Genomic DNA, 26,155 nt, shown 5'->3' with positions numbered 1-26,155 from the left:
TGCACAGTTCCACGGCAGCGTGCACGGGTCAACGAAAGGCCCCCACGCCCCCCATGTCACTCCTGCGCCCGCTGTCCCGCTCCCCCCGTCCGCTGTTGCTGCCCCTGCTGCTGGCCCTGGCGGCCTGCTCGGCGGGCAGGCCCGAGGCCCCGGCCACCCCTGAAGTGGGCATCATCACTGCCAGCGTGCAGCCGCTGGCCCTGCAACAGACCCTGCCCGGTCGCGCCGTACCGTTCGAGGTGTCCGAGGTGCGCCCGCAGGTCGGTGGGCTGATCCGCCAGCGGTTGTTCACCGAAGGCCAGCAGGTCAAGGCCGGCCAGCTGCTTTACCAGATCGATCCGGCGCCGTACCAGGCCGCCTTCGATACCGCGCGTGGCCAGCTGGCGCAGGCCGAGGCCACTGTGTTGTCGGCGCAGCCGAAGGCCGAGCGCACCCGCACGCTGCTGGGCATGGATGCGGCCAGCAAGCAGGACGCCGACGATGCCACCTCGGCACTGAAGCAGGCCCAGGCCAATGTGATCGCCGCGCGCGCTGCGCTGCAGGCGGCCCGCATCAGCCTCGACTACACCCGGGTTACTGCACCGATCGATGGCCGCATCGGCACGTCCAGTGTCACCGCTGGCGCGCTGGTCGCCGCCGGCCAGGACGCGGCGCTGGCAACCATCCAGCGGTTGGACCCGGTCTATCTGGATGTCACCCAGTCCAGCACGCAGATGCTGGCGCTGCGCAAGCAGCTCGATGCCGGCCGGGTGAAAGCCATCGACGGCAAGGCACAGGTGAAGGTGCTGCTGGAGGACGGCAGCACGTACGCGCATGAAGGCACCCTGGAGTTTGTCGGCAGCGCAGTCGACCCGGGCACCGGCAACGTGGTGCTGCGCGCGGTCATTCCGAACCCGGAGGGCCTGCTGCTGCCAGGCATGTACCTGAGGGCGGTGCTGCCGATGGCCACCGATGCGCGCGCCCTGCTGGTGCCGCAGAAGGCGGTGCTGCGCAATGAACGTGGCGAGCCGCTGCTGCGCCTGCTCGACGCAAAGGACCGCGTGGTCGAGCGCCGGGTCAGCACCGGCCAGGTAGTGGGCAACCAGTGGCAGATCACGCAGGGGCTGAAGGCTGGCGATCGGGTGATCGTCAGCAACGGCAGCGCGGTAGCGCTTGGCCAGCAGGTGCAGGCGGTGGCGGCCACCACCGCGCAGCTGGCCGCAATGCCGGCGATCGACCCGACCGGCAACACCGACGAAACGTCGCACTGAGGCCTGCCGCGCATGGTTCGTTTCTTCATCGACCGGCCGATCTTCGCCTGGGTGATCGCCATCGCGGTCAGCCTGCTCGGCCTGCTCGCGATCCTGATCCTGCCGGTGGACCGCTACCCGCAGATCGCCCCACCCACCATCACCATCCGCGCCACCTACACCGGCGCCTCGTCGCAGACCGTGGAAAACGCGGTCACCCAGGTCATCGAGCAGTCCCAGCAGAGCCTGGACCACCTGATGTACATGACCTCCACCAGCGCCTCCGATGGCTCGGCGCAGGTCAACCTGGTGTTTGCCACCGGCACCAATCCGGACACCGCGCAGGTGCAGGTGCAGAACCAGCTGCAGGCGGCGATGGCGACGCTGCCGCAGGCGGTGCAGCAGAACGGCCTGACCATCACCAAGTCCAGTGGTTCGATCTTCGAGGTGCTGTCGTTCACCAGCGAGGACGGCAGCATGGACAACTTCGATGTCGCCAACTTCATGGAAGCGCGCATCGACGACCAGATCAGCCGCGTCAGTGGTGTCGGCAACATCCAGCCGATCGGCCAGGAATACGCCATGCGCATCTGGCTGGACCCGGAGAAGATGCGCCAGTACGCACTGATGCCATCGGACATCGAGACCGCACTGCAGGCGCAGAACACCGACGTTTCGGCCGGTGAGCTGGGTGGCCAGCCGGCGCTGAAGGGCCAGCAGCTGGACGCCACGGTCACCGCGCGCAGCCGCCTGCACACGCCCGAACAGTTCGCGCGGGTGGTGCTGAAAGCCGATGCCAGCGGCAGCGTGGTGCACCTGGGTGACGTGGCGACGATCGGCCTGGGCCCGGAGAGCTACGACAGCATCAGCACCTTCAACGGCAAGCCGTCGGCGTCGCTGGGCATCGAGCTCAATGCGGGTGCCAATGCCATCGCCGTGTCCAAGGCCATCGAGACCCGCCTGCAGCAGTTGCAGAAGCACTGGCCGCACGGCTACACCTACCACGTGGCGTTCACCACCACGCCGTTCGTGACGATCTCGCTGAAGGAAGTGGTGATCACCCTGATCGAGGCGGTCATCCTGGTGGTGCTGGTGATGTACCTGTTCCTGCAGAACTGGCGCGCCACCCTGATCCCGACCATCGCAGTGCCGGTGGTGCTGCTGGGCACCTTCGGCGTGCTGGCCGCGTTCGGTTATTCGATCAACACGCTGACCATGTTCGCGCTGGTATTGGCCATCGGCCTGCTGGTGGACGATGCCATCGTGGTGGTGGAGAACGTGGAGCGGGTGATGACCTTCGAAGGGCTGGCGCCGAAGCCGGCCACGTTGAAGGCGATGGGCCAGATCACCGGCGCGCTGGTGGGCATCGTGCTGGTGCTGACCGCGGTGTTCCTGCCGATGGCGTTCTTCAGCGGTGTCACCGGCGTGATCTATCGCCAGTTCTCGGTGACGATTGCCGCCGCGATGATCCTGTCGGTGCTGGTGGCGATGACCATCACCCCGGCCCTGTGCGGCAGCATCCTGCACCAGATTCCCAAGGGCGGCCATCCGCATGGCGACCACGGCGGTGAGCCGAGCCTGCTGGGCAAGTGCTTCATCTGGTTCAACCACCGTTTCGAGCGCACCTCCAACGGCCTGCGTCGCCGGGTGGATGGCTTCCTTGGCCGGCGCACGCTGGGCGTACTGTTCTACCTGGCGCTGAGCGTGGCCACCGGCCTGCTGCTGTGGCACCTGCCCGGCGCGTTCCTGCCCGACGAGGACCAGGGCATGCTCAACGCGCTGGTGAAGCTGCCGGCCGGTGCCACCCTGGAGCAGACCCGCGCGGTGATGGATCGCCTGAGTGCCGCCGCGGTGAAGGACGACGGCGTGCTGTCGATCCAGGCCACCGCTGGTTTCAGTGTCACCGGCAGCGGCCAGAACGTCGGCCAGGCCTTCATCCGCCTGAAGGACTGGGATGACCGCAAGGATGACGCCGATACCATTGCCGCGCGGTTGACCGCGGCCATGGCCAGCGTGCCCGATGCGCAGGTGTTCATCACCTCGCCACCGGCCATCCTTGGCCTGGGTGACGCGGGCGGTTTCACCCTGGAACTGCAGGACGAAGGCGGCGCCGGCCATGCCGCTGCCGTGGCCGCGCGCAACACGCTGTTGAAGGAGGCCGCCAGGGATCCGAAGCTGGTCAACGTGCGCTACGCCAGCCTGGAAGACGCGCCGGTGTATGCAGTGAAGGTGGACGACGCCAAGGCGCAGGCGATGGGCGTGAATCCGCAGGACATCAATGACACCTTGAATGCGGCCTTGGGTGGCGACTTCGTCAACAACTTCATCTACAAGGGCCGCATCAAGAAGGTGTTCATCCAGGGCACGGCCGAAGCGCGCATGCAGCCGCAGGACATCGAGCGCTGGAGCGTGCGCAACCAGGCCGGGCAGATGGTGCCGCTGTCGTCGCTGGTCAGCGCGCACTGGTCCAGCGCGCCGGCCGCGCTGCAACGCTACAACGGCATCTCGGCGATGGAGATCACCGGCCAGCCCGCGCCCGGCGTCAGTTCCGGCGAGGCGATGGCCGAGATCGCGCGCCTGGCCGACAAACTGCCGGAAGGCTTCAGCCATGCCTGGTCGGACATGGCCTACCAGGAACAGCTGTCGGGCAACCAGGCGCCGATGCTGTACGCCATCTCGCTGCTGTTCGTGTTCCTGTGCCTGGCCGCGCTGTATGAAAGCTGGGCGGTGCCGCTCGCGGTGATGCTGGCGGTGCCGGTGGGCGTGTTTGGTGCGGTGCTGATGATGAACCTGCGTGGCCTCAACAACGACGTGTACTTCCAGGTCGGCCTGCTGACCACGATTGGCCTGGCGGCCAAGAACGGCATCCTGATCGTCGAGTTCGCGCGCATCCTTGAACAGCAGGGCAGGAACACCCGCGAGGCGATCCTGCAGGCCGTCTATCTGCGCCTGCGGCCGATCGTGATGACCTCGCTGGCGTTCCTGATGGGCGTGCTGCCGCTGGTGTTCGCCACCGGCGCCGGCTCGGCCGCGCGCCACTCGCTGGGTACCGGCGTGGCCGGCGGCACGGTCGCCTCGATGGTGCTGGGCATGTTCTTCGTGCCGTTGTTCTACCTGCTGGTGCGCCGCCTGTTCCCGGGCCGCGCGCCGGCCCACGCCGCGGCCCCGGAGGCAAGCCCATGAAGCCGATGCTGCTGCGCGCCCTGGCGGCCGCAATGATCACCACGGTGCTGGGTGGTTGCGTGAGCATGGCGCCGCATTACCAGCGGCCCGAGGCACCGGTGCCGGCACAATTCGGCAATGCCGCCACGGGCGAGGCCGAGCCAGCACTGGCGGTGCCAGCCTGGCGCGAAGTCTTCCTTGAGCCACGCCTGCAGCAGGTGATCGCGCTGGCGCTGCAGAACAACCGCGACCTGCGCGTGGCCGTGCTGCAGGTGGAGAAGGAGCGGGCGCAGTACCGCATCCAGCGCGCGGCGCTGCTGCCGTCGGTGGATGCCAGCGGCAGTGTCACCCGCTCGCGGGTAAGCGATGCCAACAGCGAGACCGGTGCCACCCAGGTAACTGAATCCGATGCCGTGCAGGTGGGTATCAGCAGTTGGGAACTGGATCTGTTTGGACGCATCCGCAGCCTGAAGAACGAGACCCTGCAGAACTGGCTGGCCAGCGCCGAGAACCAGCGCGCCGCGCGCACCAGCCTGGTGGCCGAAGTGGCCGCGGCGTGGCTGGCGCTGGCAGCGGACGAGCAGTCACTGGCGTTCACCCGGCACACCTTGGACAGCCAGCAGCAGACCCTGCAGCGCACCGAGGCCCGTCATGCACAGGGGCTGGCCTCGGGGCTGGATGTCTCGCAGGTACAGACCAGCGTCGAAGCCGCGCGCGGTGCGCTGGCCAAGCTGCAGACGCAGCAGGCGCAGGATCGCGATGCATTGCAGTTGCTGGTGGGGGCGCCGCTGGATGCGGCCCTGCTGCCAACCGCGCAGGCGCTGGATGGCAGCGTGGCACTGGCGCCGCTGCCGGCCAACCTGCCGTCCAGCGTGCTGCTGCAGCGCCCGGACGTGTTGTCCGCCGAACACGCACTACAGGCGGCCAATGCCGATATCGGTGCCGCGCGCGCCGCATTCTTCCCGACGTTGACCTTGACCGCCAACTACGGCCACAGCTCCACCGCGTTGTCGACGCTGTTCTCGGCCGGCACCCGTGGCTGGTCGTTCGCGCCCAGCATCACCGCGCCGATCTTCCACGCCGGAGCGCTGAAGGCCTCGCTGGATGCCTCGAAGATCGGCAAGGACATCGGCATTGCGCAGTACGAGAAAGCGATCCAGCAGGCCTTCAGTGAAGTAGCCGATGCCCTGGCCACGCGCGATCACCTGACCGTGCAGATGGACGCACAGCGCGCGCTGGTGGCCGCCAGCCAGCGCAGCTACACGCTGGCCGATGCGCGTTACCGCACCGGGCTGGACGGCTATCTGCAGGCATTGGATGCGCAGCGCAGTCTGTTTGCCGCACAGCAGGACCTGATCGCGCTGCAGCAGCAGGAAGCGGGCAACCGGGTGACGTTGTTCAAGGTGCTGGGCGGCGGTGCCGACGCACGGTAGCGCGTTCGCCAAGGTGGGTGCGTGTTCCGCTCCGGTGGGTGCCGACCTTGGTCGGCACACATGCACGGAGTATCGCTATCGGATGATTCGTGCCGGCCGAGGCCGGCACCCACCAGAAGCGGACGGTCCCGCGTTACGCCACGCGGCCGCGGCGCGCGCGCTCCAGGTGCACCAGCAGCAGTGAGATCGCTGCCGGGGTCATGCCCGGAATACGCTGCGCCTGGCCGATGGTCTGCGGGCGCACCCGCTCCAGCTTCTGCAGTGCTTCGGCCGACAGCCCGCGCACGGTCGCATAGTCGAACGCCTCGGCGATCGGCGTGGCCTCATGCCGCTGCTGGCGCTCGATCTCCTCGCGCTGGCGGTCCAGGTAGCCGGCGTACTTCACGCCGATCTCCACCTGCTCGGCCACCTTGGCGTCGGCCACGGCCGGCCCCAGCGATGGCACCTGCATCAGCTGCGCGTAATCCAGCTCGGGGCGCTTGATCAGGTCCAGCACGTTGGTCTCGCGGCTGACCGCCACGCCCAGCGTGTCCTGCACTTCGCGGCCCAGCGCATTGGCCGGGGTTGCCCACAGCGCGCCCAGGCGTGCGCGCTCGGCAGCAACAGCGGCCTGCTTGGTCTCGAACGCACCCCAGCGACGATCATCCACCAGGCCCATCTCGCGGCCGGTCGGGGTCAGGCGCTGGTCCGCATTGTCCTCGCGCAGCTGCAGCCGGTACTCGGCGCGGCTGGTGAACATGCGGTACGGCTCGTTGGTGCCGTGGGTGATCAGGTCATCCACGAGCACGCCCAGGTAGGCCTCGTCGCGGCGCGGGCACCAGCCGTCCAGCCCACGCACCTGGCGTGCGGCGTTGAGGCCGGCCAGCAGGCCCTGCGCGGCGGCTTCTTCATAGCCGGTGGTGCCGTTGATCTGGCCAGCGAAGAACAGGCCGTTGACCAGCTTGGTCTCCAGCGACGCCTTCAGCCCGCGCGGATCGAAGAAGTCGTACTCGATGGCGTAGCCTGGGCGGGTGATGTGCGCGTTCTCGAAGCCACGGATGCTGCGCACCATCTCCAGCTGCACGTCGAACGGCAGCGAGGTGGAAATGCCGTTGGGGTAGATCTCGACGATGCCCAGGCCTTCGGGTTCGACGAAGATCTGGTGGCTGGCCTTTTCGGCGAAGCGCACCACCTTGTCCTCGATGGACGGGCAGTAGCGCGGGCCGATGCCTTCGATCTGGCCGCTGTACAGCGGCGATCGGTGCAGCGCGTCGCGGATGATCTGGTGGGTCTGCTCGGTGGTGTGGGTGATCCAGCAGCTGACCTGCTGCGGATGCTCGTCCACCGAGCCGAGGAAGGACATCACCGGCCGCGGCGAATCGCCCGGCTGCTCGTCCATCACGCTGTAGTCCAGCGAGCGGCCATCGATGCGCGGCGGCGTGCCGGTCTTCAGGCGGTCCACCTGGAAAGGACGCTCGCGCAGGCGCGCCGCCAGCGTGGTGGCCGGCGGGTCGCCCATGCGGCCGGCGGCGTACTGGGTCGGGCCGACATGGATCTTGCCGGCCAGGAAGGTGCCGGCGGTCAGCACCACGGCACCGGCGTCGAAGCGCAGGCCGGTCTGGGTCATGACCCCGCGCACGGCGTCGCCTTCAATGACCAGGTCATCGACGGCGGCCTGGAACACGGTCAGGTTGGCCTGGCCTTCGACGATGGCGCGGATCGCCATGCGATACAGGTTGCGGTCGGCCTGGCAGCGGGTGGCGCGCACGGCTGGGCCCTTGGAGGCGTTGAGCGTGCGCCACTGGATGCCGGCGCGGTCGGCGGCATGCGCCATCGCACCGCCCAGGGCGTCGATTTCCTTGACCAGATGGCCCTTGCCGATGCCGCCGATGGCCGGGTTGCAGCTCATCGCGCCCACTGTTTCGATGTTGTGGGTCAGCAGCAGGGTGCGCACGCCGGTACGGGCCGCGGCCAGCGCGGCTTCGGTGCCGGCGTGGCCACCGCCGATGACGATGACGTCGTAACGATGGAAGGACGGGTTCATGGGGCTGTTCAGCTGGGGGCGGGCGCGGCCGGGGCGGCACCGGGGTGGCGATTTTAGCGCCATTCGGGGCCGCGACGTCGGCGCCGGCCGGCTTCCGTCGAAATCAGCCCTAAAGTTGGCAGGATTTTTGCAGATAACCCAATAGCACCCACCGTGGCTGGCGCCGCAGGCGCCCGTGACCGGAATTGGAACAGGGGCCGGTACAGGCGCACGGTGGGGGAGCAGGGGGCCGGCAGTCGGGGGACTGCGCGGCCCTGTTTTTTTCTGGAGGCTATCGGGAGAGCTCCATCCACGCATGGCGTGGATCTACTGACGCTGGGGCTCTCGCCGGCGGGTGATCCGGCAAAACAAACGGCCCCGCACTGCGGGGCCGTCTGCCTTCAGAGGTGCCGACATCCGACAGGGCCGGAACAGGGGGGATCCAGATGTTCCTGTCGGATATCGACGTAGAGCTTTTTGCGGCGGCCCGTGTCGTTTTTGTCACTTTGTGACGCGGGCCGTCACTGGCCCCGTAGAGTGCGGCTTGGACCGTGTGAAATGCAAGACGGTTCAGCGCTCAACTGTGCGCTGCGTCCCACGATCCATGTTGCGCCAGGGGGAACCGTTCATTCTTGGCGCACTCGGCGCCGGAGCCGGACGGGCCGGCGGCGGGGGCGCAGAGGGCTGGATGTTCGATTGCGGCGGTCGGCGCATCGAGTCCATGTTCCGCCACGGCGAACCGCCGTTGTACGACGGCCGCGACGGCGGCGGCGGGCGGTTCTCGCCACCGTTGCCGGGTGGGCGCGGTGGCGGGCGGTGGTTGTGCGGCGGGCGGTAGATCGGGCGCGAGTAATACGGATTGCCATAGCCGCCGTAGTAGCCGCCATAGCCGCCGTAGTACGGGTAGCCGTAGTTGTAGGGATAGCCGGCGGGGTAGCGGTACTCCACCGACGGCGCACCGTGGTAGTAGCTGCCGCTGCGGCCACCGCCGACATAGTCGTAGGTGGTGCAGCCGGTCAGGGCCAGCATCAGGCCACCGGCAAGCATCAGGCGCGTTTTCATGGTGGGTCCCCCCAGAGGACGGGTTGTACAGTGAGCTTCATGCGCAGGCGTTGAATCGGCCCTTAACTTCACTGTCCAGGATGAATGGAGGTGAAGGCTGCCATGCTGGCATGACCTGTGCCGGGGTCGCCAGCAGGGAGCCATACGTTAATCTTGCGTCATGAGCGATTCACTGTTGCCCCGTGCCGATGATGTCCTGGCTGCCGCTGCGCGGATCGCGCCGCACGCCAGCGTGACCCCGGTGCTGCGCTCGCGCACGCTCGATGCGCTGGCCGGCGCGCAGCTGGCGTTCAAGGCCGAGCATCTGCAGCGCGGTGGCGCATTCAAGTTCCGCGGCGCCTGCAATGCGGTGTGGTCGCTGGATGCCGATCGCGCCGGCGCCGGCGTGGTCACCCATTCCTCCGGCAACCACGGCGCCGCCCTGGCCCTGGCCGCGCGCACCCGTGGCATTCCCTGCCACGTGGTGGTGCCCGAAGGTGCAGTGGCGGCCAAGCTGGCCAACATCGCCCGCCATGGCGCCACGCTCTGGCGCTGCCCGCCAACCATCGCCGACCGTGAGGCCACCTGCGCCAAAGTGCAGGCTGATACCGGCGCGACCTTGGTCCATCCCTATGCGGACCCGGCGGTGATGGCCGGGCAGGGCACCGCGGCACTGGAGCTGCTGCACAGCGACGGCCCGTTCGACGTGCTGGTGGTGCCGGTGGGCGGCGGTGGCCTGGCCAGCGGCACCGCGCGGGCCCTGCAGCTGGCCAGCCCGCAGACCCGGCTGGTGCTGGCCGAGCCGGCCGGCGCTGACGACACCGCGCGCTCGTTGGCCGCTGGCGAGCGCCAGGCGGCGTTCACCCCGGACACGATCTGCGATGGCCTGCGCACCCTGATCGGCGCGTCCAACTTCGAGTTGCTGCGCGCGGCCAGCGCAGAGGTGATCGTGGTCGATGACGCGGCGACGATGGCGGCGATGCGCTTGCTGTGGGAGGTCCTCAAGCAGGTGGTCGAGCCGTCATCGGCGACCGTGCTCGCCGCGGTGCTGGCGCAGCCGCAGCGTTTTGCCGGCCTGCGCGTGGGCCTGGTGCTGTCCGGCGGCAACGTCGACCTGCCGGCACTGCGCTGGGGGGCGCCGTGAGCCGCGACCGGCACCGGCATCGCACTGGCCTGCTGGGCTGGCTGTGGCGGTTGTTTGTCCTGCTGGTGATCTGGCTGCTGGGCGTGACTGCCTGGATCGTCTGGGTCGGCGAGCGTGACCAGGCAGCCAAGGCCGACGCCATCATCGTGCTCGGTGCGGCGGCCTATGACGCCAAGCCGTCGCCGGTATTCGAAGAACGCATCCGTCATGGGCTGGATCTCTATGAGGCCCGGTTCGCGCCACTGCTGATCTTCACCGGCGGCTATGGTGGTACCGGCGCGCGCTTTTCCGAGTCACAGGTGGCGCGGCGCTATGCGCTCAAGCACGGCGTGCCGGACGATGCGATCCTGATCGAGACTGCCTCGCGCAACACCGTGCAGAACCTGGTGGAAGCCAAGCGGCTGATGGACCAGCGCAACCTGCACCGCGTGATCATCGTCAGCGACCCGCTGCACATGGCGCGCGCGCTGCGCCTGAGCAAGGCGCTGGGCATCGATGCACTGGCCTCGTCCACGCCCAGCACGCGCTTCCGCAGCTTCCACACCAGCTGGCGCTTCCTGGTGCAGGAAATCTACTTCTTCCACCGCGACCTGGTGCGGCCGCCGCTGAGTTCGCCGGCCAATACCTGAGGCGGGAGCCTGATTTGGGCGGCTACCATTCGGTAGTGCCGGCCGCTGGCCGGCAGATGCCCAGCATGGAAACGTGAGGTTGCCGGCCAGCGGCCGGCACTACCAGGCGATCAGGTCTGCTTGCGCCGGATCGGAATCGCCGAAACCGGCACTGAGGCCACGTCATGCCCGCCTTCGCGGATCGGTGCGCCCGGGTCCGGTGCCCAGGCATGGGCATAGATCACTTCCCAGCTGCTGGGCAGCTTGCCGTCGGCGCGGCGCATCGGTTCATACGCTGCTGCCGCCGCAGCGAAACGGCCACGCCCGGTCAGCGTGTGGCGGCGATCCACCCGCGCATTGGTCGCGCCCATCGCGCGCAGCTCGCGCATCAACGAGGGCAGGTCGTCGTAGGTCAGGGTGAACAGATCGCGGTCCAGCACCGGGTCGCGGAAGCCCGCCATCATCAACGCATCGCCGAACTGGGCGATCTGCGCAAAGCGGCTCACGTGCGGGCGGTCATCGGCGGCGGCGAAGGCCTCGTTGAGTTCGATCAGGGTTTCCGGGCCGAAGGTGGAACACAGCAGCAGGCCACCGGGCTTGAGCACGCGACGGAAGCCAGCGAACACCGCCGGCAGATCGTCCACCCACTGCAGGCACAGGTTGCTGAAGATCACGTCCACGCTGTTGTCGGCCAGCGGCAGCGCGGCGGCGTCGCCGCACAGGCGCTGGAACGGCTTCCACCAACCGGCCTGCCGCTTGGCCTGGTCCAGCATCGGCAGTGCCACGTCCAGCGCGATCACCTGCGCCTTCGGCCAGCGCTTCTTCATCAGCGCACTGGCGTGGCCGGTTCCGGCGCCAATGTCCAGCACCACCTCGGGCTTGCGTGCTTCCAGGTAGTCCAGCGATTCCACCAGCCGCGCCTGCACCTCGCGCTGCAGGGCGGCGGCGGCGTCGTAGCTGGTGGCGGCGCGGGCGAACGCGCGGCGGACATGGCGGGCATCGAAGTGGGACGGCATTGCGAAAGTCTCTTAGAACGTACCGGGGTAGGCGCCGCCGTCGATCAGCAGGTTCTGCCCGGTGAGGTAACCGGCGTGTGCGCTGCACAGGAAGGCGCAGGCGGCGCCGAATTCGTGCGCCGTGCCGAAGCGGCCGGCGGGAATCTGCTGGCGGCGGCGTTCGGCCACTGCGCCGGCATCGCCGTCCTTGCCCGCAGCGTGGGCGAAGTTGGCGCGCAGGCGGTCGGTGTCGAACTGGCCGGGCAGCAGGTTGTTGATCGTGACGTTGTGCGCCACGGTGCGGCGCGACAGGCCGGCGACGAACCCGGTCAGGCCGCTGCGCGCGCCATTGGACAGCGCCAGGATGTCGATCGGGGCTTTCACCGCCGACGAGGTGATGTTGACGATGCGGCCGAAGCCACGCGCGATCATTGCGTCCACGGTGGCGCGGATCAGCGCGATCGGCGCCAGCATGTTGGCGTCCAGCGCGGCAATCCAGTCGTCGCGCTCGAAAGTGCGGAAGTCGCCTGGCGGCGGGCCACCGGCATTGGTGACCAGGATGTCCACCTGCGGGCACGCGGCCAGCGCCGCGGCACGACCGGCGTCGGTGGTGACGTCGGCGGCGACCGCGCGCACCTCAGCGGCACCGGGCAGGGCGCTCAGCTCTGCGGCGGCAACCTGCAGTGCCTCCTCGCCACGGGCCACGATCACCACGTTGACGCCCTCGCGCACCAGCGCACGCGCGCAGCCCAGGCCCAAGCCCTTGCTTGCGCCGCAGACCAGTGCCCAGCGGCCGTTGATACCCAGATCCATGCGTCAATCCCGTGGAATGAGGAAGGCGCTCATTGTCCGCCATCGGCCGGTGACAGGCCGGCAACGAAGTGTTGCAGGGCGCTGGCCACCTCGTCGGCATGGCCGAGGAAGGGCGCGTGGCCGCCATGGGCGATGGTCAGCGCCTGCGCACCCGGGGCCAATGCCGCAGCGGCCTGCATCGCCGCCGGAGACACCAGCCGGTCGCGCTGGCCGGCGATCCACAGGCTGGGCCTGGCCAGCGTCGGCAGTGCGCCGCGCAGGTCGGTGCTTTCCAGCAGGCGCAGGCCTTCCAGCAGAGCGCGTTCGGTGGGCGCGCCGCGCTCGACCAGGCGCTGACGCAGCGTGCGCAGCTCCTCGCGGGCGTGCGCCGAGCCCATCACGTCCAGCGCCAGGAAACGCTCCAGGGTGCCACCGAAATCGGTCGCCAGCGCGCGCCCGAACTGCTCGAACACCGCCGGCTCCACCGCATGCGGCCAGTCGTCGCCACGCACGAAGCGCGGCGTGGCCGCGATCATCGCCAGCCCGCGCACCTTCGGAAGCGTCGCGGCGGCGTGCAGTGCGAACAGGCCGCCCAGTGACCAGCCGCACCACACCGCCGGCGGCGTGGCCGCGGCAATGGCGTTGACCACGAATGGCAGGCGCAACGGTGTGGTGTCTTCGCGGCTGTGGCCATGGCCCGGCAGATCAACCAGATGCAGGGTGAACCGCTCGGCCAGGCGCTGCACCAACGGTGCGAACACACCGCCCTGCAGGGCCCAGCCATGAATCAGTACCAGGTCCGGCCCCTGGCCGGTGACGTCGATATGCATGGGAAAACGAGAGCAGGCTCAGGCAAAGACAGGCAACGGCGGTGGCGCGGCGTCACGCACCGCCAGATCCACGCGATCGCGCGCGCTGGCGATCGCGTCCACCAGGCCACGCACCTGTTCCGGCGTGTGCAGGGCGGACAGGGTGACACGCAGGCGCGCCTTGCCTTCGGGCACCGTGGGCGGACGGATCGCGCCGACCAGCCAACCGGCCTGTTCCAGTGCCTTGGACATCGCCACAGCGCGGTGATCGTCACCACACAGCAGCGGCTGGATCGGCGTTTCCGAAGCCATCAGGTCCAGGCCATGGCGGCGTGCCTCGTTGCGGAACAGCGCGATCAGGTCGGTCAGTTTCGAGCGGCGCCAGTTGTCACGGCGTGCCAGGCGCACCGCTTCCAGTGCAGCGGCGGCCAGCGGTGGCGGCATCGCCGTGGTGTAGATGTAGGGGCGTGCGGTTTCGGCCAGGTGCTCGACCAGATCGTCGCGGCCCAGCACCAGCGCGCCGGAACCGCCCAGTGCCTTGCCCAGCGTGACCAGCTGCAGCGGCACATCGTCCACGCCCAGCCCGGCGGCGGCCACGGCACCACGGCCGTCACCGACCACGCCCACGCCGTGCGCATCGTCCACATAGAACAGCGCCTGCTGCAGGCGTGCCACAAGCGACAATGCACGCAGCGGTGCGATGTCGCCATCCATGCTGAAGACACCATCGGTGGCCAGCATCGCCGCGCCGTCGGGCGCGTGCTTGAGCTGGCGCATCGCGCCTTCGGCATCAAGGTGCGGATAACGGCGCAGGCGCGCACCGGCCAGCCGCGTCGCATCGAGCAGGCTGGCGTGGTTGAGCTTGTCCTGCACGCAGACGTCGTTCTCTTCGCTCAGCAGTGCCTGCTGCACGGCCAGGTTGGCGGCGAAGCCACTACCGAACAGCAGCGCGCGCGGGTAGCCCAGCCACTCCGCCACTTCGCGCTCCAGCGCGTCATGCAGGGCGTGGTGGCCGCAGACCAGGTGCGATGCACCCGCGCCGGTGCCTTCGCGTGCGGCGGCATCCTGCAGTGCGTTGACCACGCTGAACTGCTGGGCCAGGCCCAGATAATCATTGCTGCAGAAGCCGGTCAGCCACTGGCCGTCCACTTCCAGGCGGACGCCATCACGACGGTTGACCGTGCGCCGCGTGCGGCGACGGCCCTGGGCATCGCGTAGGGCGCGCTGGGCGTGGAGGCGGGCGGTCAGGTCGGGGCGGGCCATGGCGGCTGAATGCGGCGACGGGGCGGCTAGGGTAGCGCGTTGCCGCGACGCCTGCTTGCGGCCTGTCTCAGGCCGCGTGAGCACAGCCACAGCCGGGCGCTTCGGCGCTGATATCGGCGTGCACGGTGCCACCGTGGTCGTGGCCCTCGGCGTCCACCTGCATCGCCATCGGTTGCAGGCCCAACCGCGCGAACAGGGCCAGGTCGCGCTCGCTCTCCGGGTTACCGGTGGTCAGCAGCTTGTCGCCGTAGAAGATCGAATTTGCACCGGCCAGGAAGCACAGCGCCTGCAGCTCGTCACTCATGGCTTCGCGCCCGGCCGACAGCCGCACCATCGAACGCGGCATGGTAATGCGCGCCACTGCGATCATGCGCACGAACTCGAACGGGTCCAGCTCGGCACTGCCATGCAGCGGGGTGCCCGCCACCTGCACCAGCCTGTTGATCGGCACCGAATCGGGATGGGCCGGCAGCGTGGCCAGCGCCAGCAGCAGGCCGACGCGCTGCGCGCGCGTCTCGCCCATGCCGACAATGCCGCCGCAGCAGGTCTTCAGGCCGGCCTCGCGCACGTGCTCCAGCGTGTCCAGGCGGTCCTGGTACTGGCGCGTGTGGATGATCGAATCGTAGTAGTCCGGCGCGGTGTCGAGATTGTGGTTGTAGTAGTCCAGGCCGGCGTCCTTCAGCGCACGTGCCTGTTCGCCACTGAGCATGCCCAGCGTGGCGCAGGTCTCCAGGCCCAGCGCCTTCACCCCGGCGATCATCGCCGCAACCTTGGGAATGTCGCGGTCTTTCGGTGAACGCCACGCGGCGCCCATGCAGAAACGCGACGCACCGGCGGCCTTGGCCTGGCGGGCCTTGGCCAGAACCGCATCGGTGTCCATCAGCTTCTGCGCGTTCACCCCGGTGCTGTAGCGCTGCGCCTGCGGGCAGTACGCGCAGTCTTCCGGGCAGCCTCCGGTCTTCACCGACAGCAGCGTGGAGACCTGCACCTGCGCCGGGTCGAAGTGCTCACGGTGGACCGCCGCGGCGCGGAACAGCAGCTCGGGCAACGGCAGGTCGAACAGGGCCTGCAGTTCGTCGTGTTGCCAGTCGTGGCGGATGGCAGCAGCCATGGCGGACCTTGGGTACGAGTGGAGCGAGGGCGGCAGTGTGGGTGGGCTGGTGAGCGCTGTCAACTAAATTTTATAAGGAAAGGTTTACATTGAACGGCCGCCATGAACGGGCGTTACGGTGTAAGTTCATTGCTGCATACGGACGCGCGAACACATGCCATGAACCGCTACCAGTCCTATTCGATCCGCCGCGACGCGGTGCTGGATGATCTGCGTCAGGCCGATGCGCCGGGGCAGTGGAAGAATCACACCTTCGTGACCTTCAAGGACTACCCGGCGGGGGAGCTCGATCCGGCGATGCTGCCGAAGGAGGAGCTTGAAGCATTCGGTCACTATGTCTTGGTTCGCTTGTTGGCGATAAACGGTTGCCTGCGTGATACGGACGAAGGCCCTGACAGCGATGTCCCTCTCACCGACCAGTAGCGGCAAAGCACCGCCGCGCTGACCGACGAAGGCAATCGCCCGGATCGATGCGCAACTGCGTTCCCACTGCGATGGACAGTTCCGAAACATCGCCTGCATCGAGGGGAAGGCGATGTCGCTGGACCCGCAGCGCCACCCCGGCATTGCCGATGCCTTCTACGCCCAGCGTGTGCGCGAACGGGTCGCGCGCGGCGTACTGGAAGTGCGGGGTGCAAAAGCGCCGGTGGCGGGAGCGCCTGCGCGTCCAGCGATGTACGCACGGGGCAGGCAGTCGGGACGACCCGTATCGGGGCATTTCACCGCATCCCGCAAGGCCTTCAGCCACAGTAGCCGCTGTCCGCCTTCCTCCGCAGCGTCCAAACTGCCCGCATGACCGATCTCCATCGCCTCCGCGGCCGCATCACCGCGCTGGTTCTCAGTGAGGCCTGGCGCCGCCGTGCCGCGCTCTGGGGCGGGGCTGTGGCCGTAGCGCTGGTGGCCATCCTGTTTGCCAAGGCCAGCGACGCGGCCTTCCATCTGTTCCAGCGCATCACCGCGCACTCGCCGTGGTGGGCCCTGCTGCTCACGCCCGGCATCTTCGCGTTGCTGGCCTGGCTGACCAGTGGCGTGCTGAAGCCCACGCGGGGCAGCGGCATTCCGCAGGTCATCGCTGCGCTGGACAAGGCCGATGAGCCGTTCCGGAAAACCAACCTTTCCCCAGCGGTTTCGGCCGGCAAGCTGTTGCTGACCTCGCTGTCGCTGCTCGGCGGCGCGTCGGTTGGGCGCGAAGGTCCCACGGTGCATGTGGGCGCGAGCCTGATGTATCTGTTCGGCCGCTGGTTCGGCTTCAAGGATCCACGCGAACTCTCGCACTTCCTGCTGGCGGGTGGTGCAGCGGGCATCGCCGCGGCATTCAATACACCGCTGGCGGGCATCGTGTTCGCCATCGAGGAGCTCAGTGGCCGTTTCGAACATCGCTTCTCCGGTACCCTGTTGACCGCAGTGATCGTCGGTGGCGTGGTATCGCTCGGTCTGTTGGGCAACTACACCTATTTCGGCCATGTGAGCGCGCGCCTGCCGCTCGGCCAGGGCTGGCTGGCGATCCTGCTGTGTGGCGTAGTGGCCGGATTGCTGGGCGGATTGTTCGCGCGCGCGGTGCTGGCCAGTGCGGCGGGCCGCCCCCGTTGGCTCGGGCAACTACGGCAGCGGCATCCCGTGTTGCTGGCCGCAGGCTGCGGGCTGGTGGTGGTGCTGCTGGCCCTGGCGTTCGGAGAAGGCGCATTCGGCACCGGCTACGAACAGGCGCGCAGCCTGGTGCAGGGGCAGGCGATGGTGGGCCACGAGTTCGGTCTGATGAAGCTGCTGGCGAACCTCGCATCGTACGTAGCCGGTATTCCCGGCGGCCTGTTCTCGCCGGCGCTGGCGGTCGGTGCCGGCCTTGGCCACAACCTGGCCGTACTGATGCCGGGCGTGGACCCGCGCGCGTTTGTGCTGCTGGGCATGTGCGCCTACCTGACCGGTGTGACCCAGGCGCCACTGACCTCGGCGGTGATCTCGCTGGAGCTGACCGACAGTGGTGATCTGCTGTTGCCGATCCTGGCCACGGTGCTTATCGCGCGTGGTGTGTCCGGGCTGGTGTGCAGGGTACCAATCTATCGCGGGCTGGCGGAGTTGTTGATGGCGCCGCAAGCAGAATCAGCTGATAGGCATCGCTGATTACCTTGATCGACAGGATCAATTAGGCCGCAATCTTCACTTTTGCAGTGAAGCTGATTCCGCGCTGCACCGTCTACCCGATGCCACGCGCGACGCAGAAGATGCATCGACACCGGGGCTGCACCCGGACCCGCATCGAGAGCACCATGATCAACTGCCGTATCCGCAGCCTGGCGGCTGCCCTCCTGGCTCTGACCAGTTCCCCCGCGCTGGCGATGTCCGGCGCGCCCCTGCTGCCCAGCGAGCGCAGCATCGGCACCCTCGAACCGGTGGCGCGTTTCGAAGGTGCCATGCCCACCAGCGTGGCGGTGTCCGAGACCGGGCGGATCTTCGTCAACTTCCCGCGCTGGGGCGATGAGGTGGCCTACAGCGTGGCCGAATGGCGCGACGGCCGCGCCGTGCCCTATCCGGATGCGCGCATCAACCGCAAGGATGGTCCCGATCCGGCGGCCCATTTCATCAGCGTGCAGAGCGTGGTGGCCGATGGCCAGGGCCGGTTGTGGGTGCTGGATACCGCCGCGCCCGGGTTCTCTGCGCCACAGGCCGGCGGTGCCAAACTGGTGGCGATCGACCTTGCCACCAACACCGTGGCCAAGACGCTGGTGTTCCCGGCCAACGTCATCGACGCGCGCACCTATGTCAACGATGTGCGCTTCGATTTCCGTGTTGGCCGCGAGGGCGTGGCCTACGTGACCGACTCGTCGCTGAGCGGTATCGGCGGCATCATCGTGATCGACCTCGCTACCGGTAGCGCCACCAAGCGCCTGATCGGGCATGTGTCCACGTCAGCCGACCCGACCTTCGTACCGATCGTGGAAGGGCAGCAGATGCGGCTGCGCAACGCGGATGGTTCGACGCAGCCGTTCACCGTGGCCGCCGATGGCATCGCCCTGTCGCCCGATGGTGGCACCCTGTTCTACACGCCCTTGTCCAGCCGTCATCTGTACAGCGTGCCGACCGCGCTGCTGCGCGATCCGAAGGTGAGTGAAGCGGAACTGGCGGCAGCGGTGGTCGACCTGGGCGACAAAGGCGCCTCCGATGGCATGGAGATGGACGCCAACGGGCGGTTGTATGCCAGCGACTACGAGCACAACGCCATCCATGCCCGCGACGCGCAGGGGCGATGGACGACGGTGGTGCACGACCCGCGCATCCTGTGGCCGGATACGCTGTCGATGGGGCCGGACGGCTATCTGTATTTCACCGCCAACCAGCTGCATCGACAGGCCGGCTTCAATGGTGGAGTGGATCGCCGGCAGACGCCGTACATGGTGTATCGCACCCGGGTGGATGCGAAGCCTGCGCCAACGCGGTGAAGTGCTCCGTAAACGGGTAAAGACGCCTACAGGTCAAGGAGCGTGCGTCTGATGGCCTCGGGGCAGCGGCGCGGTCACGCTGTAGCGCATGCCGACCAAGTCCACTCGCCTCCTGCAGGCGGCACTTCGCGTGCTGCTACCGCTGCGCTGCCTGGTCTGTGGCGAGCCGGGCCACGATGAACTTGACCTGTGCCGCGACTGCCTTGCCGGACTGCCCTGGGCCGGTCGTGCCTGCCTGCGCTGCGCCCTCCCGCTACCCGGGAACGCCCTGATCGTCTGCGGGATCTGTCGCGAGGAGGCGCCGCCGCAGGCCGCCACACATGCCAGCCTCCTGTACCTTCCACCCGTCGATCAGCTGCTGGTGCGTTACAAGTTCCACCAGGACTTGGCGGCCGGGCGCTTGCTTGCCCAGCTGATGCAGCGCGCACCACCGCCCTGGTCGTGCGCGCCGCTGGTGCCGGTGCCGCTGCATGGGCGGCGCCTGCGCCAGCGCGGCTACAACCAGGCCGGCGAGCTGTGCCGGTTGCTGCCGATGCCGGTCTGGCAGGGGGTGTACCGGCGGCGGCATACGGCGCCACAGTCCGAACGCACGGCCGAACAGCGCCGGGAGAACCTGTTCGATGCGTTCGATGTGCGTGGTCCGGTGCCACCCCGATTGACCGTGGTTGACGACGTGATGACCACCGGCAGTACGGTGATGGAGATTGCCGAAACGCTGCGCTGCGTGGGCGCTGAAGAGGTGCGGGTATGGGTGTGCGCGCGGGTACCGTGATCGCTGTCTTCATCGCCGGGGGCTAGGATGTGGCCGGTACTGGACTGAAGGAGTGGCCATGAATTCCCCCTTGTCTCCCTTGTTGTCGGCGGTGGGTCGCAGCTGGTGGATCCTGCTGCTGTATGGGCTGGTTGCGCTGGGCTTCGGCATCATCGCCATCGGCTGGCCGCTATCCGCCGCCATGGCATTGGCGTGGACGCTGGGCGTGATGGCCATCGTTGAAGGCGTCATCAGCCTGTTCGCACTGGTCAGCGGCGGCAGCGGCGCGTCGCGTGGCTGGCTGGCGCTGTACGCCCTCGCCTCGCTGGGCTTCGGTATCCTGGCGGTGATCAATCCGCTGGCCACCGCCAGCGTGCTGGTGCTGTTCCTGGCGGCGTGGCTGCTGGTGGCCGGCATCTATCGCATCGTGTTCGCGATCCGCGTGCGCAAGCAGATCCAGGGCGAATGGTTGCTGATCCTCAGCGGCGTGCTGGCGGTGGTGCTGGGCCTGCTGTTTGCGGCGAATCCATATGCCGGCGTGGCGGTAACTACGCTGTGGATCGGCATCGGCAGCCTGCTGTACGGCCTGCTGCAGGTGCTGGTGGCATTCAAGCTGCGGAAGCTGAAGTGAGGGCTGCGCTTCCGCTGTTGCTGGGCGTGGCCTTGACCCTGGCCGGCTGCATGCCGGGCGCCACGCCCGGTGGCTTGGCAGGGAAGGATCACGTGCCGCGCCCTGGCGTGGATGTGCGCCTGAGCGCGGTGGACGCCTCCGGCAAAGGCAAGCCGGCGCAATGGCAAGGCGAAACCCTGGCCCTGCGCGAGCCGCCGATCGCCGGCAGCGCCGACATTGCCGATGTGCGCTACGTGCTGGATCAGGACAAGCAACCTGGCCTGCAGATCCGCTTTCGACACGAAGCGCACCAGCGCATCCACGATGGCACGGAAGCACTGGTGGGCCAGCGCGCGGCGCTCAGCGTGGACGGCCGCGTGCTGATGGTGGCGACGGTGAAAGGCCCGTTCGGTGAATCGATGATGCTGAGCGGATTGCCGAGCACCCCCGAGGCGCAGGCGTTGGCGAAGCACATCACCGGTCAGTGACGGGCGCGCCAACACCAACGCGTTGCGCGCGGAGGTCGACCAAGGTCGACTGCTACCGGGCGAACCGTGCCTCGATCTCCTCCAGTGACTTGCCCTTGGTCTCCGGCAGCCAGAACGCGGCTACCAGGAAGAACACGAAGGTGCAGGCCGCCCAGAACACGAACATGCTGGCGTAGCCGTAGTGGCCCACCGTGGGCAGGAAGATGGCGGCGATGGTGGTCGACACGAACTGGTTGATCAGCAGTGCGATGCTCATGCCGTTGGAGCGGATGCGGTTCGGCATCAGTTCCGACAGTGCCAGCCACACGCACACGCCGGGGCCGACCGCGAAGAACGCGACGAATACCAGGATGCAGGCGGCCACCGCCCAGCCATGTGCAGGCGGCGGCACCGGGCCGATGCGGGCCTGTTCGATGCGCAGCGGCGCCTGCGCGGCACTGGCCGGGTCGGCGAACGGGTTCAGATGCAACTTGCGGAAGAATGCGCCGATCACGCTGTCTGGCTGTACGGTGCCGGTGCGGTCGATACGCAGTTCGCGATCAATCAGGTTGTCGCTGCGCACGGCGCGCACATTGGTGAAGTCGCCGTAGGCGTACGACACGGTCAGCTGCAGCGGCCGGCCCTCGCTGTCGATGCCAGCACCGAGGCGCTGCCACTGGGCTTCATCCAGCACAAGCTGCAGGCCACCGCCGTTGACCGCCGCCTGCAACTGCGGCTGCACATCAGCGCGACCGCGCTCGGCCTGGAAGAACAGCGTGGCCGCGGCCAGCAGGGCCACGCAGATACCACCGCTGCCGAGCATCAGCAGGAACTTGCGGCCCTTGCGGTCGACCAGCAGCAACGCGACCACGGTCATCACCGCATTCAGCAGCTTGATCGCCACGTCGGCGCCGTTGGCCACTGAACCGGACAGGCCGGCCTGATTGAGGATGTTCACCGCGTAGGCCAGTACCGAGTTGATGCCGGTGGCCTGGGTGCAGGCCAGCACGACGCAGGCGAGCAGGAACGGCACCACGTAGCGGCGGCTGAGCAGCGGGTCGCGCTTGCTGTCGCTGCTGCTCGATTCCGGCGCCTGGATCTGCGCAAGGGTGGGCTCCACATCGGCAGCGGGCAGTACGCGATGCAGGCTGCGGCGGGCTTCATCGATGCGGCCCCGGCGTACCAGCCAGCGTGGCGATTCGGACAGCCAGAAGATGCCCGCGCAGAACAGCAGGCCCGGCGCCAGGCAGGTCCAGAAGATGGTGCGCCAAGCGTGGTCCTTCACCGTGAACAGCTCCTGCGCCTGCTGTGCCAGCGGCAGCGAGCGCACGGCTTCGGCGGCGGCATCCACGGCGTGGGCGTGGTACAGGCCGATCAGGGCTGCCAGCACCAGGCCAACGGTCAGCAGCAGCTGGAACATCGCCGCGCCGCGCCCACGTCGCTCGGGGCTGAGCACTTCGGCCAGGTACAGCGGAATCACTACACCGATCAAACCGCCACTGATGCCCTGCAGCAGGCGGCCCAGCAGCAGCGGCGTGTAACCGGAGGCCAGTGCCATGATCGGAATCGAGGCGGTGAACAGCAGGCCGGCCAGCAGCATCGCGCCGCGGCGGCCGATCAGGTCGGCGATCATGCCGGCGAACAGCGAGGACAGCACGCTGCCCAGCAGTACCGCGGCCACCACGAAGCCGAGCTGCTGGCTGCTGAGCTGCCAGGCGTGGCTGGCAGTTGCTTCGAGATAGGGCAGGGCGCCGGCGATGATGCCGATGTCGATGCCGTACAGCAGGCCACCCAGCCCGCCGATGAAGAGCAGGTAGCGTACGGGCCAGCGCGGAGCGGTGCTTGGAGTCATCGGCAGTTCCTGTGGTAGCGCCGGGCCACGCCCGGCGGCGGTTCGTCGCAGAGTGCTTTCTGTAGAGCCGAGCCATGCTCGGCCGCTTTCCGTTCCGATATCGAGGTTCCCCATGCCGCGCTTCGCGCGCTGAGCCGAGCATGGCTCGGCTCTACAGGGAGCCTGCGCGGCATCCGGGCCGCATCGCGCGTGTCAGTTCAGATCGACCACGCGCCCACTCACCACCACCTGCTGCAGGCGCAGTTCGGCGTCCAGCACCACCAGGTCGGCACGGGCGTCGGGCGCGATGCGGCCGCGATCGCCCAGGCCCAGGTAGTCGGCCGGGAAGGTGGAAACACGTTGCGAAGCGTCGGCCAGCTCCAGACCCACGCGCACCAGGTTGCGCAGCGCCTGGTCCATGGTCAGGGCGCTGCCGGCCAGTGAACCGGTCGCCAGGCGCACGCAGCCGCCGCACTTGTGCACGCGCTGTTCGCCCAGGGCGTACTCGCCATCGGGCATGCCGGTGGCGGCCGTCGCGTCGGTCACTGCGTAAAGGCGTGGGATCGCGCGCGCGGCCAGGCGGATCACGCCGGGATGGATGTGCTGCAGGTCGGGAATGATCTCGGCGTACTGTGCATGCGCCAGCGCCGCCGCGGCGATGCCGGGTCGGTAATGGTCGACACCGGTCATGCCATTGAACAGATGGGTGAAGCCGGAGGCGCCGGCCTGCAGCGCGGCTACGCCTTCCTCGTAGGTGCCGGCGCTGTGGCCGAGCTGCACGCGGATGCCCATCGCCGAAAGCGCCGGAATCAGTGCGGTGTGCTCGCCGATTTCCGGTGCCAGCGTCATTACCCGGATCGGCGCCAGTGCGTGCAGTTGCTGCACCAGCGCCAGCGTCGCCTCGATCGTACGGTTGGGCTGTGCACCGAGCCGCTGCGGGCTGATGAACGGTCCTTCCAGATGCACGCCGACGATGCGGGCGGCGTCGGCATCGGGCGCCGCCATCGTCGCAGCCACCCCCTGCAGCGCGTGCTCGATCTCATCCAGGCCGGCGGTCATGGTGGTTGCCAGCAGCGTGGTGGTGCCGAAGCGCAGATGGGTGCGCGCGATGGTGCGCGCCACGTCGCCGCCCTGCATCAGGTCCACCCCGGCCGCACCGTGCACATGCAGGTCGATGAAGCCGGGCAGGATGACCGGCAGCTGCAGGTCGTCAGCACCACTGTGGTCATCCACCTGCAGCTGGCGCACGTGTGAATCGAAGTGGACCTGGCCACGCCGCCAGCCCAGCGGGGTGAGGATGCGGCCATGCAGGGAACGGATGTCGGTCATGCGGGAGGCTCGGCAATGATCACTTCGATACCCAGCCGCTGCAGCCCTTCGCGGGTTGCGTCGTCGATGCCGGCGTCGGTGATGATGGCGTGGATCTGGTCGAGGCGGGCGATGCGGTGCAGGCTGACGCGGCCGAACTTGGAGGCGTCGGTCAGCACCACGATGCGGCGCGCGCGCTCGACCATGCGGTGGTTGAGGCGGGCTTCGGCCTCGTCGTGGGTGGTCAGGCCGAACTGCAGGTCCAGGCCATCCACGCCCAGGAACAGGGTGTCGAAGCTGTACGAGTTGAGGCTGGCCTCGGCCTGGCTGCCCTGCAGCGACAGCGACTGCTGGCGCAGCAGGCCACCGGTCAGCAGCACGGTGATGCCCGCGGCATTGGCCAGTTCCCAGGCGATGTTCAGGCCATTGGTCATCACCGTCACGTCGCGATGCGCGCGCAGGTGGCGGGCCAGCGTCATCGTGGTCGAGCCGGAATCGATGATGATGTTGTCGCCCGGCTGCACCAAGCGCGCAGCGCGCGCACCGATCGATTCCTTCAACGGCAGGTTCAGCGCGTCCTTCTCATGGATGTCCTGTTCCTGCGGCGGCGTGCGCACCAGGGTGGCGCCGCCGTGGGTGCGGTTGGCCAGCCCCTGCGACTCGAAGTGGGTCAGGTCGGCACGGATGGTCACCGCCGACACGCCGAAACGCTCGACCAGATCGGCCACCTGCACCGAGCCGTGCTCGATCAGCAGCTGCAGGATCTGTTGCCGGCGGGAGCGGGTGTTGCGCATGGCCATTCTCGGTTTCGCGGGGAAAGGTAGAGATTAGCCGTTCGCAGCAACTGCGGCAGCCGAACGTGCGTTCTGCGTGCGGGTTCCGGCCTGGTTGGCGCTGCAGGCGCGCGCGTACTCGCCCAGGCACAGGCCGATGCGGTGCTGCACCAGCGCGGTGGGGGTGTTGGCCAGCGTGCCCTCACGCACGGCGCGGTACTGCTCCGGCAGGTACTGGCTGAGCAGCACCAGTGGCGGCGCGTGCTGTTCCAGGTTGGCGAACAGGGTCTGCACCGCCTGCACCAGCGCGGGCTCGCCCCAGTAGTAGCGGCAGCGGTCACTGAAGGAGTAGCTGCGCAGCAGGCGCAGCGCGGCGTCATCGCCCTGGTAATAGGACTGCCAGTACTTCGGCTGCGCCACCATCACCTCGTCCAGCACCTGCGGCAGGCGCGAGCACTGTGCCGCCGGCAGCAGTTCGGCCTCGATCGCGGCCAGCGCGAACAGCGCTTCGCGGTAGGCGAAGGTGGCCGCGGGCCCGACCTTGAGGATGGCGAAGTGGTCGCGCACCAGCGCGTGCAGGCCGCTCTCGCGCTGGTAGTCGGTGGAGTGCGCTTCGAACACGATGCGTGGCTGCTGTTCGAGGAAATCGGCCAGCGTACTGGCAGCGGCAGCGTCGTACTCGTGCACGCTGCTGTGGTCGAAGTCCACGCCCGGCTGGACCACCATCGCGATCACACGCTGCCATGCATCGCGCAGCTGCGGGGTATCGAAGGCCTGCCGGTGGATGGCCAGGGTCTGCGCGGCGGCGGCCGGCGTGGTCACCTGCAGGCCCTCGGCCAGCGAGGCTTCGCCTCCGGGAATCGGCACTTCGGTACCGATCACGTAGACCGGCGGCGGCAGGCCATGTTCGGCGGCGGTGCGTTCGGCGATTTCGGCCAGCTCGGCCGAGCGCGCAGCGACGATGGCATCGGGCAGCGGCACCGGATCATCGGCGCAGGACATGCTGCAATCCAGATGGATCTTGTGGAAACCGGCGGCGACGTAGGCTTCGATCAGCACGCGCGCGTGGGTCATCGCTTCGGCCGCCGGGCGCTTCTGCCAGGCATTCGGGCCGAGGTGGTCGCCGCCCAGCATCAGCCGCTCGCGCGGGAAGCCTTCCTCATCGGCCAGCGTGCCCACGTAGTCGCGGTACAGCGGCGGGGTCATGCCGGTGTAGCCGCCGAACTGGTCGACCTGGTTGGAGGTGGCCTCGATCAGCAGCACGGTGCCATGCGCCAGGGCGACGTGCATGGCCGCGCGCAGCACCTGCTCGTTGCTGCAGCAGACGCTGTACAGGCCGACGTTGGCGCCGGCGCGGTGGGAAGCAAGCAGGGTCTGCAACGGGGACATGGT

22 protein-coding genes are annotated in these 26,155 nt (G+C 68.3%); 11 read left to right on the top strand and 11 right to left on the bottom strand.

The features are described 5' to 3' along the window. Window positions 1-53: 53 nt before the first annotated feature. Genes smeA through smeC form a run of 3 tightly spaced genes read left to right on the top strand, consistent with a single transcriptional unit; the run spans window position 54 to window position 5,824 of the window. Complete coding sequence (gene smeA, locus ACM0PK_RS06685) at window positions 54-1,250, top strand: multidrug efflux RND transporter periplasmic adaptor subunit SmeA (RefSeq protein WP_065185874.1); 1,197 nt, start codon at window positions 54-56, stop codon at window positions 1,248-1,250. 12 nt (window positions 1,251-1,262) lie between these two features. Beyond that, window positions 1,263-4,412: a multidrug efflux RND transporter permease subunit SmeB gene (gene smeB, locus ACM0PK_RS06680; RefSeq protein ID WP_414606927.1), complete on the top strand. Its 3,150-nt coding sequence runs from the start codon at window positions 1,263-1,265 to the stop codon at window positions 4,410-4,412. Next, the gene (gene smeC, locus ACM0PK_RS06675) at window positions 4,409-5,824 is read left to right on the top strand and encodes a multidrug efflux transporter outer membrane subunit SmeC (protein WP_414606928.1); all 1,416 of its coding nucleotides are present in this window, start codon (window positions 4,409-4,411) and stop codon (window positions 5,822-5,824) included. The genes smeB and smeC overlap by 4 nt, the downstream gene beginning before the upstream one ends. A gap of 133 nt (window positions 5,825-5,957) precedes the next feature. On the opposite strand, the gene mnmG is transcribed toward smeC, so the two are convergent. Both mnmG and ACM0PK_RS06665 read right to left on the bottom strand, forming a co-directional pair. Beyond that, window positions 5,958-7,847, bottom strand: a complete 1,890-nt coding sequence (gene mnmG, locus ACM0PK_RS06670; protein WP_005420137.1) for a tRNA uridine-5-carboxymethylaminomethyl(34) synthesis enzyme MnmG — start codon at window positions 7,845-7,847, stop codon at window positions 5,958-5,960. Window positions 7,848-8,396: 549 nt separating this feature from the next. Then, complete coding sequence (locus ACM0PK_RS06665) at window positions 8,397-8,888, bottom strand: hypothetical protein (RefSeq protein WP_049415731.1); 492 nt, start codon at window positions 8,886-8,888, stop codon at window positions 8,397-8,399. Window positions 8,889-9,048: 160 nt separating this feature from the next. On the opposite strand from ACM0PK_RS06665, the gene ACM0PK_RS06660 reads away from it, so the two are divergent. Both ACM0PK_RS06660 and ACM0PK_RS06655 read left to right on the top strand, forming a co-directional pair. After that, window positions 9,049-10,011 carry a pyridoxal-phosphate dependent enzyme gene (locus tag ACM0PK_RS06660; protein ID WP_235646034.1) on the top strand — a complete coding sequence of 321 codons (963 nt, stop codon included), beginning with the start codon at window positions 9,049-9,051 and terminating at the stop codon, window positions 10,009-10,011. After that, window positions 9,996-10,640 carry a YdcF family protein gene (locus tag ACM0PK_RS06655; protein WP_414606955.1) on the top strand — a complete coding sequence of 215 codons (645 nt, stop codon included), beginning with the start codon at window positions 9,996-9,998 and terminating at the stop codon, window positions 10,638-10,640. The genes ACM0PK_RS06660 and ACM0PK_RS06655 overlap by 16 nt, the downstream gene beginning before the upstream one ends. A gap of 110 nt (window positions 10,641-10,750) precedes the next feature. On the opposite strand, the gene bioC is transcribed toward ACM0PK_RS06655, so the two are convergent. From bioC to bioB, 5 genes are all read right to left on the bottom strand, one after another. After that, window positions 10,751-11,635, bottom strand: coding sequence for a malonyl-ACP O-methyltransferase BioC (gene bioC / locus ACM0PK_RS06650; protein WP_111201612.1), 885 nt, complete (start codon window positions 11,633-11,635; stop codon window positions 10,751-10,753). Window positions 11,636-11,647: 12 nt separating this feature from the next. Then, complete coding sequence (locus ACM0PK_RS06645; protein WP_414606929.1) at window positions 11,648-12,427, bottom strand: SDR family oxidoreductase; 780 nt, start codon at window positions 12,425-12,427, stop codon at window positions 11,648-11,650. A gap of 29 nt (window positions 12,428-12,456) precedes the next feature. After that, complete coding sequence (bioH, locus tag ACM0PK_RS06640; protein ID WP_072168004.1) at window positions 12,457-13,236, bottom strand: pimeloyl-ACP methyl ester esterase BioH; 780 nt, start codon at window positions 13,234-13,236, stop codon at window positions 12,457-12,459. An 18-nt stretch (window positions 13,237-13,254) separates the two neighbouring features. Further along, window positions 13,255-14,478: an 8-amino-7-oxononanoate synthase gene (gene bioF, locus ACM0PK_RS06635; RefSeq protein WP_414606930.1), complete on the bottom strand. Its 1,224-nt coding sequence runs from the start codon at window positions 14,476-14,478 to the stop codon at window positions 13,255-13,257. A gap of 67 nt (window positions 14,479-14,545) precedes the next feature. Beyond that, the gene (gene bioB / locus ACM0PK_RS06630; protein WP_414606931.1) at window positions 14,546-15,589 is read right to left on the bottom strand and encodes a biotin synthase BioB; all 1,044 of its coding nucleotides are present in this window, start codon (window positions 15,587-15,589) and stop codon (window positions 14,546-14,548) included. 159 nt (window positions 15,590-15,748) lie between these two features. On the opposite strand from bioB, the gene ACM0PK_RS06625 reads away from it, so the two are divergent. The 6 genes from ACM0PK_RS06625 to ACM0PK_RS06600 all read left to right on the top strand — a co-directional run bounded on the left by ACM0PK_RS06625 (window position 15,749) and on the right by ACM0PK_RS06600 (window position 20,872). Next, a complete protein-coding gene (locus ACM0PK_RS06625; RefSeq protein WP_414606932.1) occupies window positions 15,749-16,012 on the top strand; it encodes a hypothetical protein in 264 nt (87 codons plus the stop codon). A gap of 369 nt (window positions 16,013-16,381) precedes the next feature. Beyond that, on the top strand, window positions 16,382-17,707 hold the full coding sequence (locus tag ACM0PK_RS06620) for a chloride channel protein (RefSeq protein WP_414606933.1): 1,326 nt from the start codon (window positions 16,382-16,384) through the stop codon (window positions 17,705-17,707). 146 nt (window positions 17,708-17,853) lie between these two features. Next, window positions 17,854-19,023, top strand: a complete 1,170-nt coding sequence (locus ACM0PK_RS06615) for an L-dopachrome tautomerase-related protein (protein WP_414606934.1) — start codon at window positions 17,854-17,856, stop codon at window positions 19,021-19,023. Between the two features lie 88 nt (window positions 19,024-19,111). Further along, on the top strand, window positions 19,112-19,795 hold the full coding sequence (locus ACM0PK_RS06610; protein WP_414606935.1) for a ComF family protein: 684 nt from the start codon (window positions 19,112-19,114) through the stop codon (window positions 19,793-19,795). Window positions 19,796-19,853: 58 nt separating this feature from the next. Next, the gene (locus ACM0PK_RS06605; protein ID WP_414606936.1) at window positions 19,854-20,405 is read left to right on the top strand and encodes an HdeD family acid-resistance protein; all 552 of its coding nucleotides are present in this window, start codon (window positions 19,854-19,856) and stop codon (window positions 20,403-20,405) included. Next, a complete protein-coding gene (locus ACM0PK_RS06600; protein ID WP_088496591.1) occupies window positions 20,402-20,872 on the top strand; it encodes a SecDF P1 head subdomain-containing protein in 471 nt (156 codons plus the stop codon). The genes ACM0PK_RS06605 and ACM0PK_RS06600 overlap by 4 nt, the downstream gene beginning before the upstream one ends. A gap of 52 nt (window positions 20,873-20,924) precedes the next feature. On the opposite strand, the gene ACM0PK_RS06595 is transcribed toward ACM0PK_RS06600, so the two are convergent. From ACM0PK_RS06595 to ACM0PK_RS06580, 4 genes are all read right to left on the bottom strand, one after another. Beyond that, on the bottom strand, window positions 20,925-22,703 hold the full coding sequence (locus ACM0PK_RS06595) for an MFS transporter (RefSeq protein ID WP_072167996.1): 1,779 nt from the start codon (window positions 22,701-22,703) through the stop codon (window positions 20,925-20,927). A gap of 192 nt (window positions 22,704-22,895) precedes the next feature. Then, window positions 22,896-24,011 (bottom strand): N-acetylglucosamine-6-phosphate deacetylase, encoded by a 1,116-nt coding sequence (gene nagA / locus ACM0PK_RS06590; RefSeq protein WP_072167995.1) that lies wholly within the window; start codon window positions 24,009-24,011, stop codon window positions 22,896-22,898. Further along, the gene (locus ACM0PK_RS06585; protein WP_049417055.1) at window positions 24,008-24,784 is read right to left on the bottom strand and encodes a DeoR family transcriptional regulator; all 777 of its coding nucleotides are present in this window, start codon (window positions 24,782-24,784) and stop codon (window positions 24,008-24,010) included. The genes nagA and ACM0PK_RS06585 overlap by 4 nt, the downstream gene beginning before the upstream one ends. 33 nt (window positions 24,785-24,817) lie before the next feature. Next, window positions 24,818-26,152, bottom strand: coding sequence for a D-tagatose-bisphosphate aldolase, class II, non-catalytic subunit (locus tag ACM0PK_RS06580; protein WP_072167994.1), 1,335 nt, complete (start codon window positions 26,150-26,152; stop codon window positions 24,818-24,820). Window positions 26,153-26,155: the final 3 nt, after the last annotated feature.

This window comes from Stenotrophomonas sp. FR010 (assembly GCF_047520755.2).
In the GTDB taxonomy this organism is placed as follows: Bacteria; Pseudomonadota; Gammaproteobacteria; order Xanthomonadales; family Xanthomonadaceae; genus Stenotrophomonas; species Stenotrophomonas sepilia.
The sequence above is the reverse complement of the archived record's forward strand: the minus strand, read 5'-3'. Positions and strand labels throughout refer to the sequence as shown.

Coding starts and splice junctions, on each gene's coding strand:
- ACM0PK_RS06660 (WP_235646034.1), top strand. CDS start 9,049: ATGAGCGATTCACTGTTGCCCCGTGCCGATGATGTCCTGGCTGCCGCT.
- ACM0PK_RS06610 (WP_414606935.1), top strand. CDS start 19,112: ATGCCGACCAAGTCCACTCGCCTCCTGCAGGCGGCACTTCGCGTGCTG.
- ACM0PK_RS06595 (WP_072167996.1), bottom strand. CDS start 22,703: ATGACTCCAAGCACCGCTCCGCGCTGGCCCGTACGCTACCTGCTCTTC.
- bioF (WP_414606930.1), bottom strand. CDS start 14,478: ATGGCCCGCCCCGACCTGACCGCCCGCCTCCACGCCCAGCGCGCCCTA.
- ACM0PK_RS06665 (WP_049415731.1), bottom strand. CDS start 8,888: ATGAAAACGCGCCTGATGCTTGCCGGTGGCCTGATGCTGGCCCTGACC.
- bioB (WP_414606931.1), bottom strand. CDS start 15,589: ATGGCTGCTGCCATCCGCCACGACTGGCAACACGACGAACTGCAGGCC.
- ACM0PK_RS06605 (WP_414606936.1), top strand. CDS start 19,854: ATGAATTCCCCCTTGTCTCCCTTGTTGTCGGCGGTGGGTCGCAGCTGG.
- ACM0PK_RS06620 (WP_414606933.1), top strand. CDS start 16,382: ATGACCGATCTCCATCGCCTCCGCGGCCGCATCACCGCGCTGGTTCTC.
- ACM0PK_RS06615 (WP_414606934.1), top strand. CDS start 17,854: ATGATCAACTGCCGTATCCGCAGCCTGGCGGCTGCCCTCCTGGCTCTG.
- bioC (WP_111201612.1), bottom strand. CDS start 11,635: ATGCCGTCCCACTTCGATGCCCGCCATGTCCGCCGCGCGTTCGCCCGC.
- nagA (WP_072167995.1), bottom strand. CDS start 24,011: ATGACCGACATCCGTTCCCTGCATGGCCGCATCCTCACCCCGCTGGGC.
- ACM0PK_RS06625 (WP_414606932.1), top strand. CDS start 15,749: ATGAACCGCTACCAGTCCTATTCGATCCGCCGCGACGCGGTGCTGGAT.
- mnmG (WP_005420137.1), bottom strand. CDS start 7,847: ATGAACCCGTCCTTCCATCGTTACGACGTCATCGTCATCGGCGGTGGC.
- ACM0PK_RS06580 (WP_072167994.1), bottom strand. CDS start 26,152: ATGTCCCCGTTGCAGACCCTGCTTGCTTCCCACCGCGCCGGCGCCAAC.
- smeC (WP_414606928.1), top strand. CDS start 4,409: ATGAAGCCGATGCTGCTGCGCGCCCTGGCGGCCGCAATGATCACCACG.
- ACM0PK_RS06645 (WP_414606929.1), bottom strand. CDS start 12,427: ATGGATCTGGGTATCAACGGCCGCTGGGCACTGGTCTGCGGCGCAAGC.
- ACM0PK_RS06585 (WP_049417055.1), bottom strand. CDS start 24,784: ATGCGCAACACCCGCTCCCGCCGGCAACAGATCCTGCAGCTGCTGATC.
- bioH (WP_072168004.1), bottom strand. CDS start 13,236: ATGCATATCGACGTCACCGGCCAGGGGCCGGACCTGGTACTGATTCAT.
- smeA (WP_065185874.1), top strand. CDS start 54: ATGTCACTCCTGCGCCCGCTGTCCCGCTCCCCCCGTCCGCTGTTGCTG.
- smeB (WP_414606927.1), top strand. CDS start 1,263: ATGGTTCGTTTCTTCATCGACCGGCCGATCTTCGCCTGGGTGATCGCC.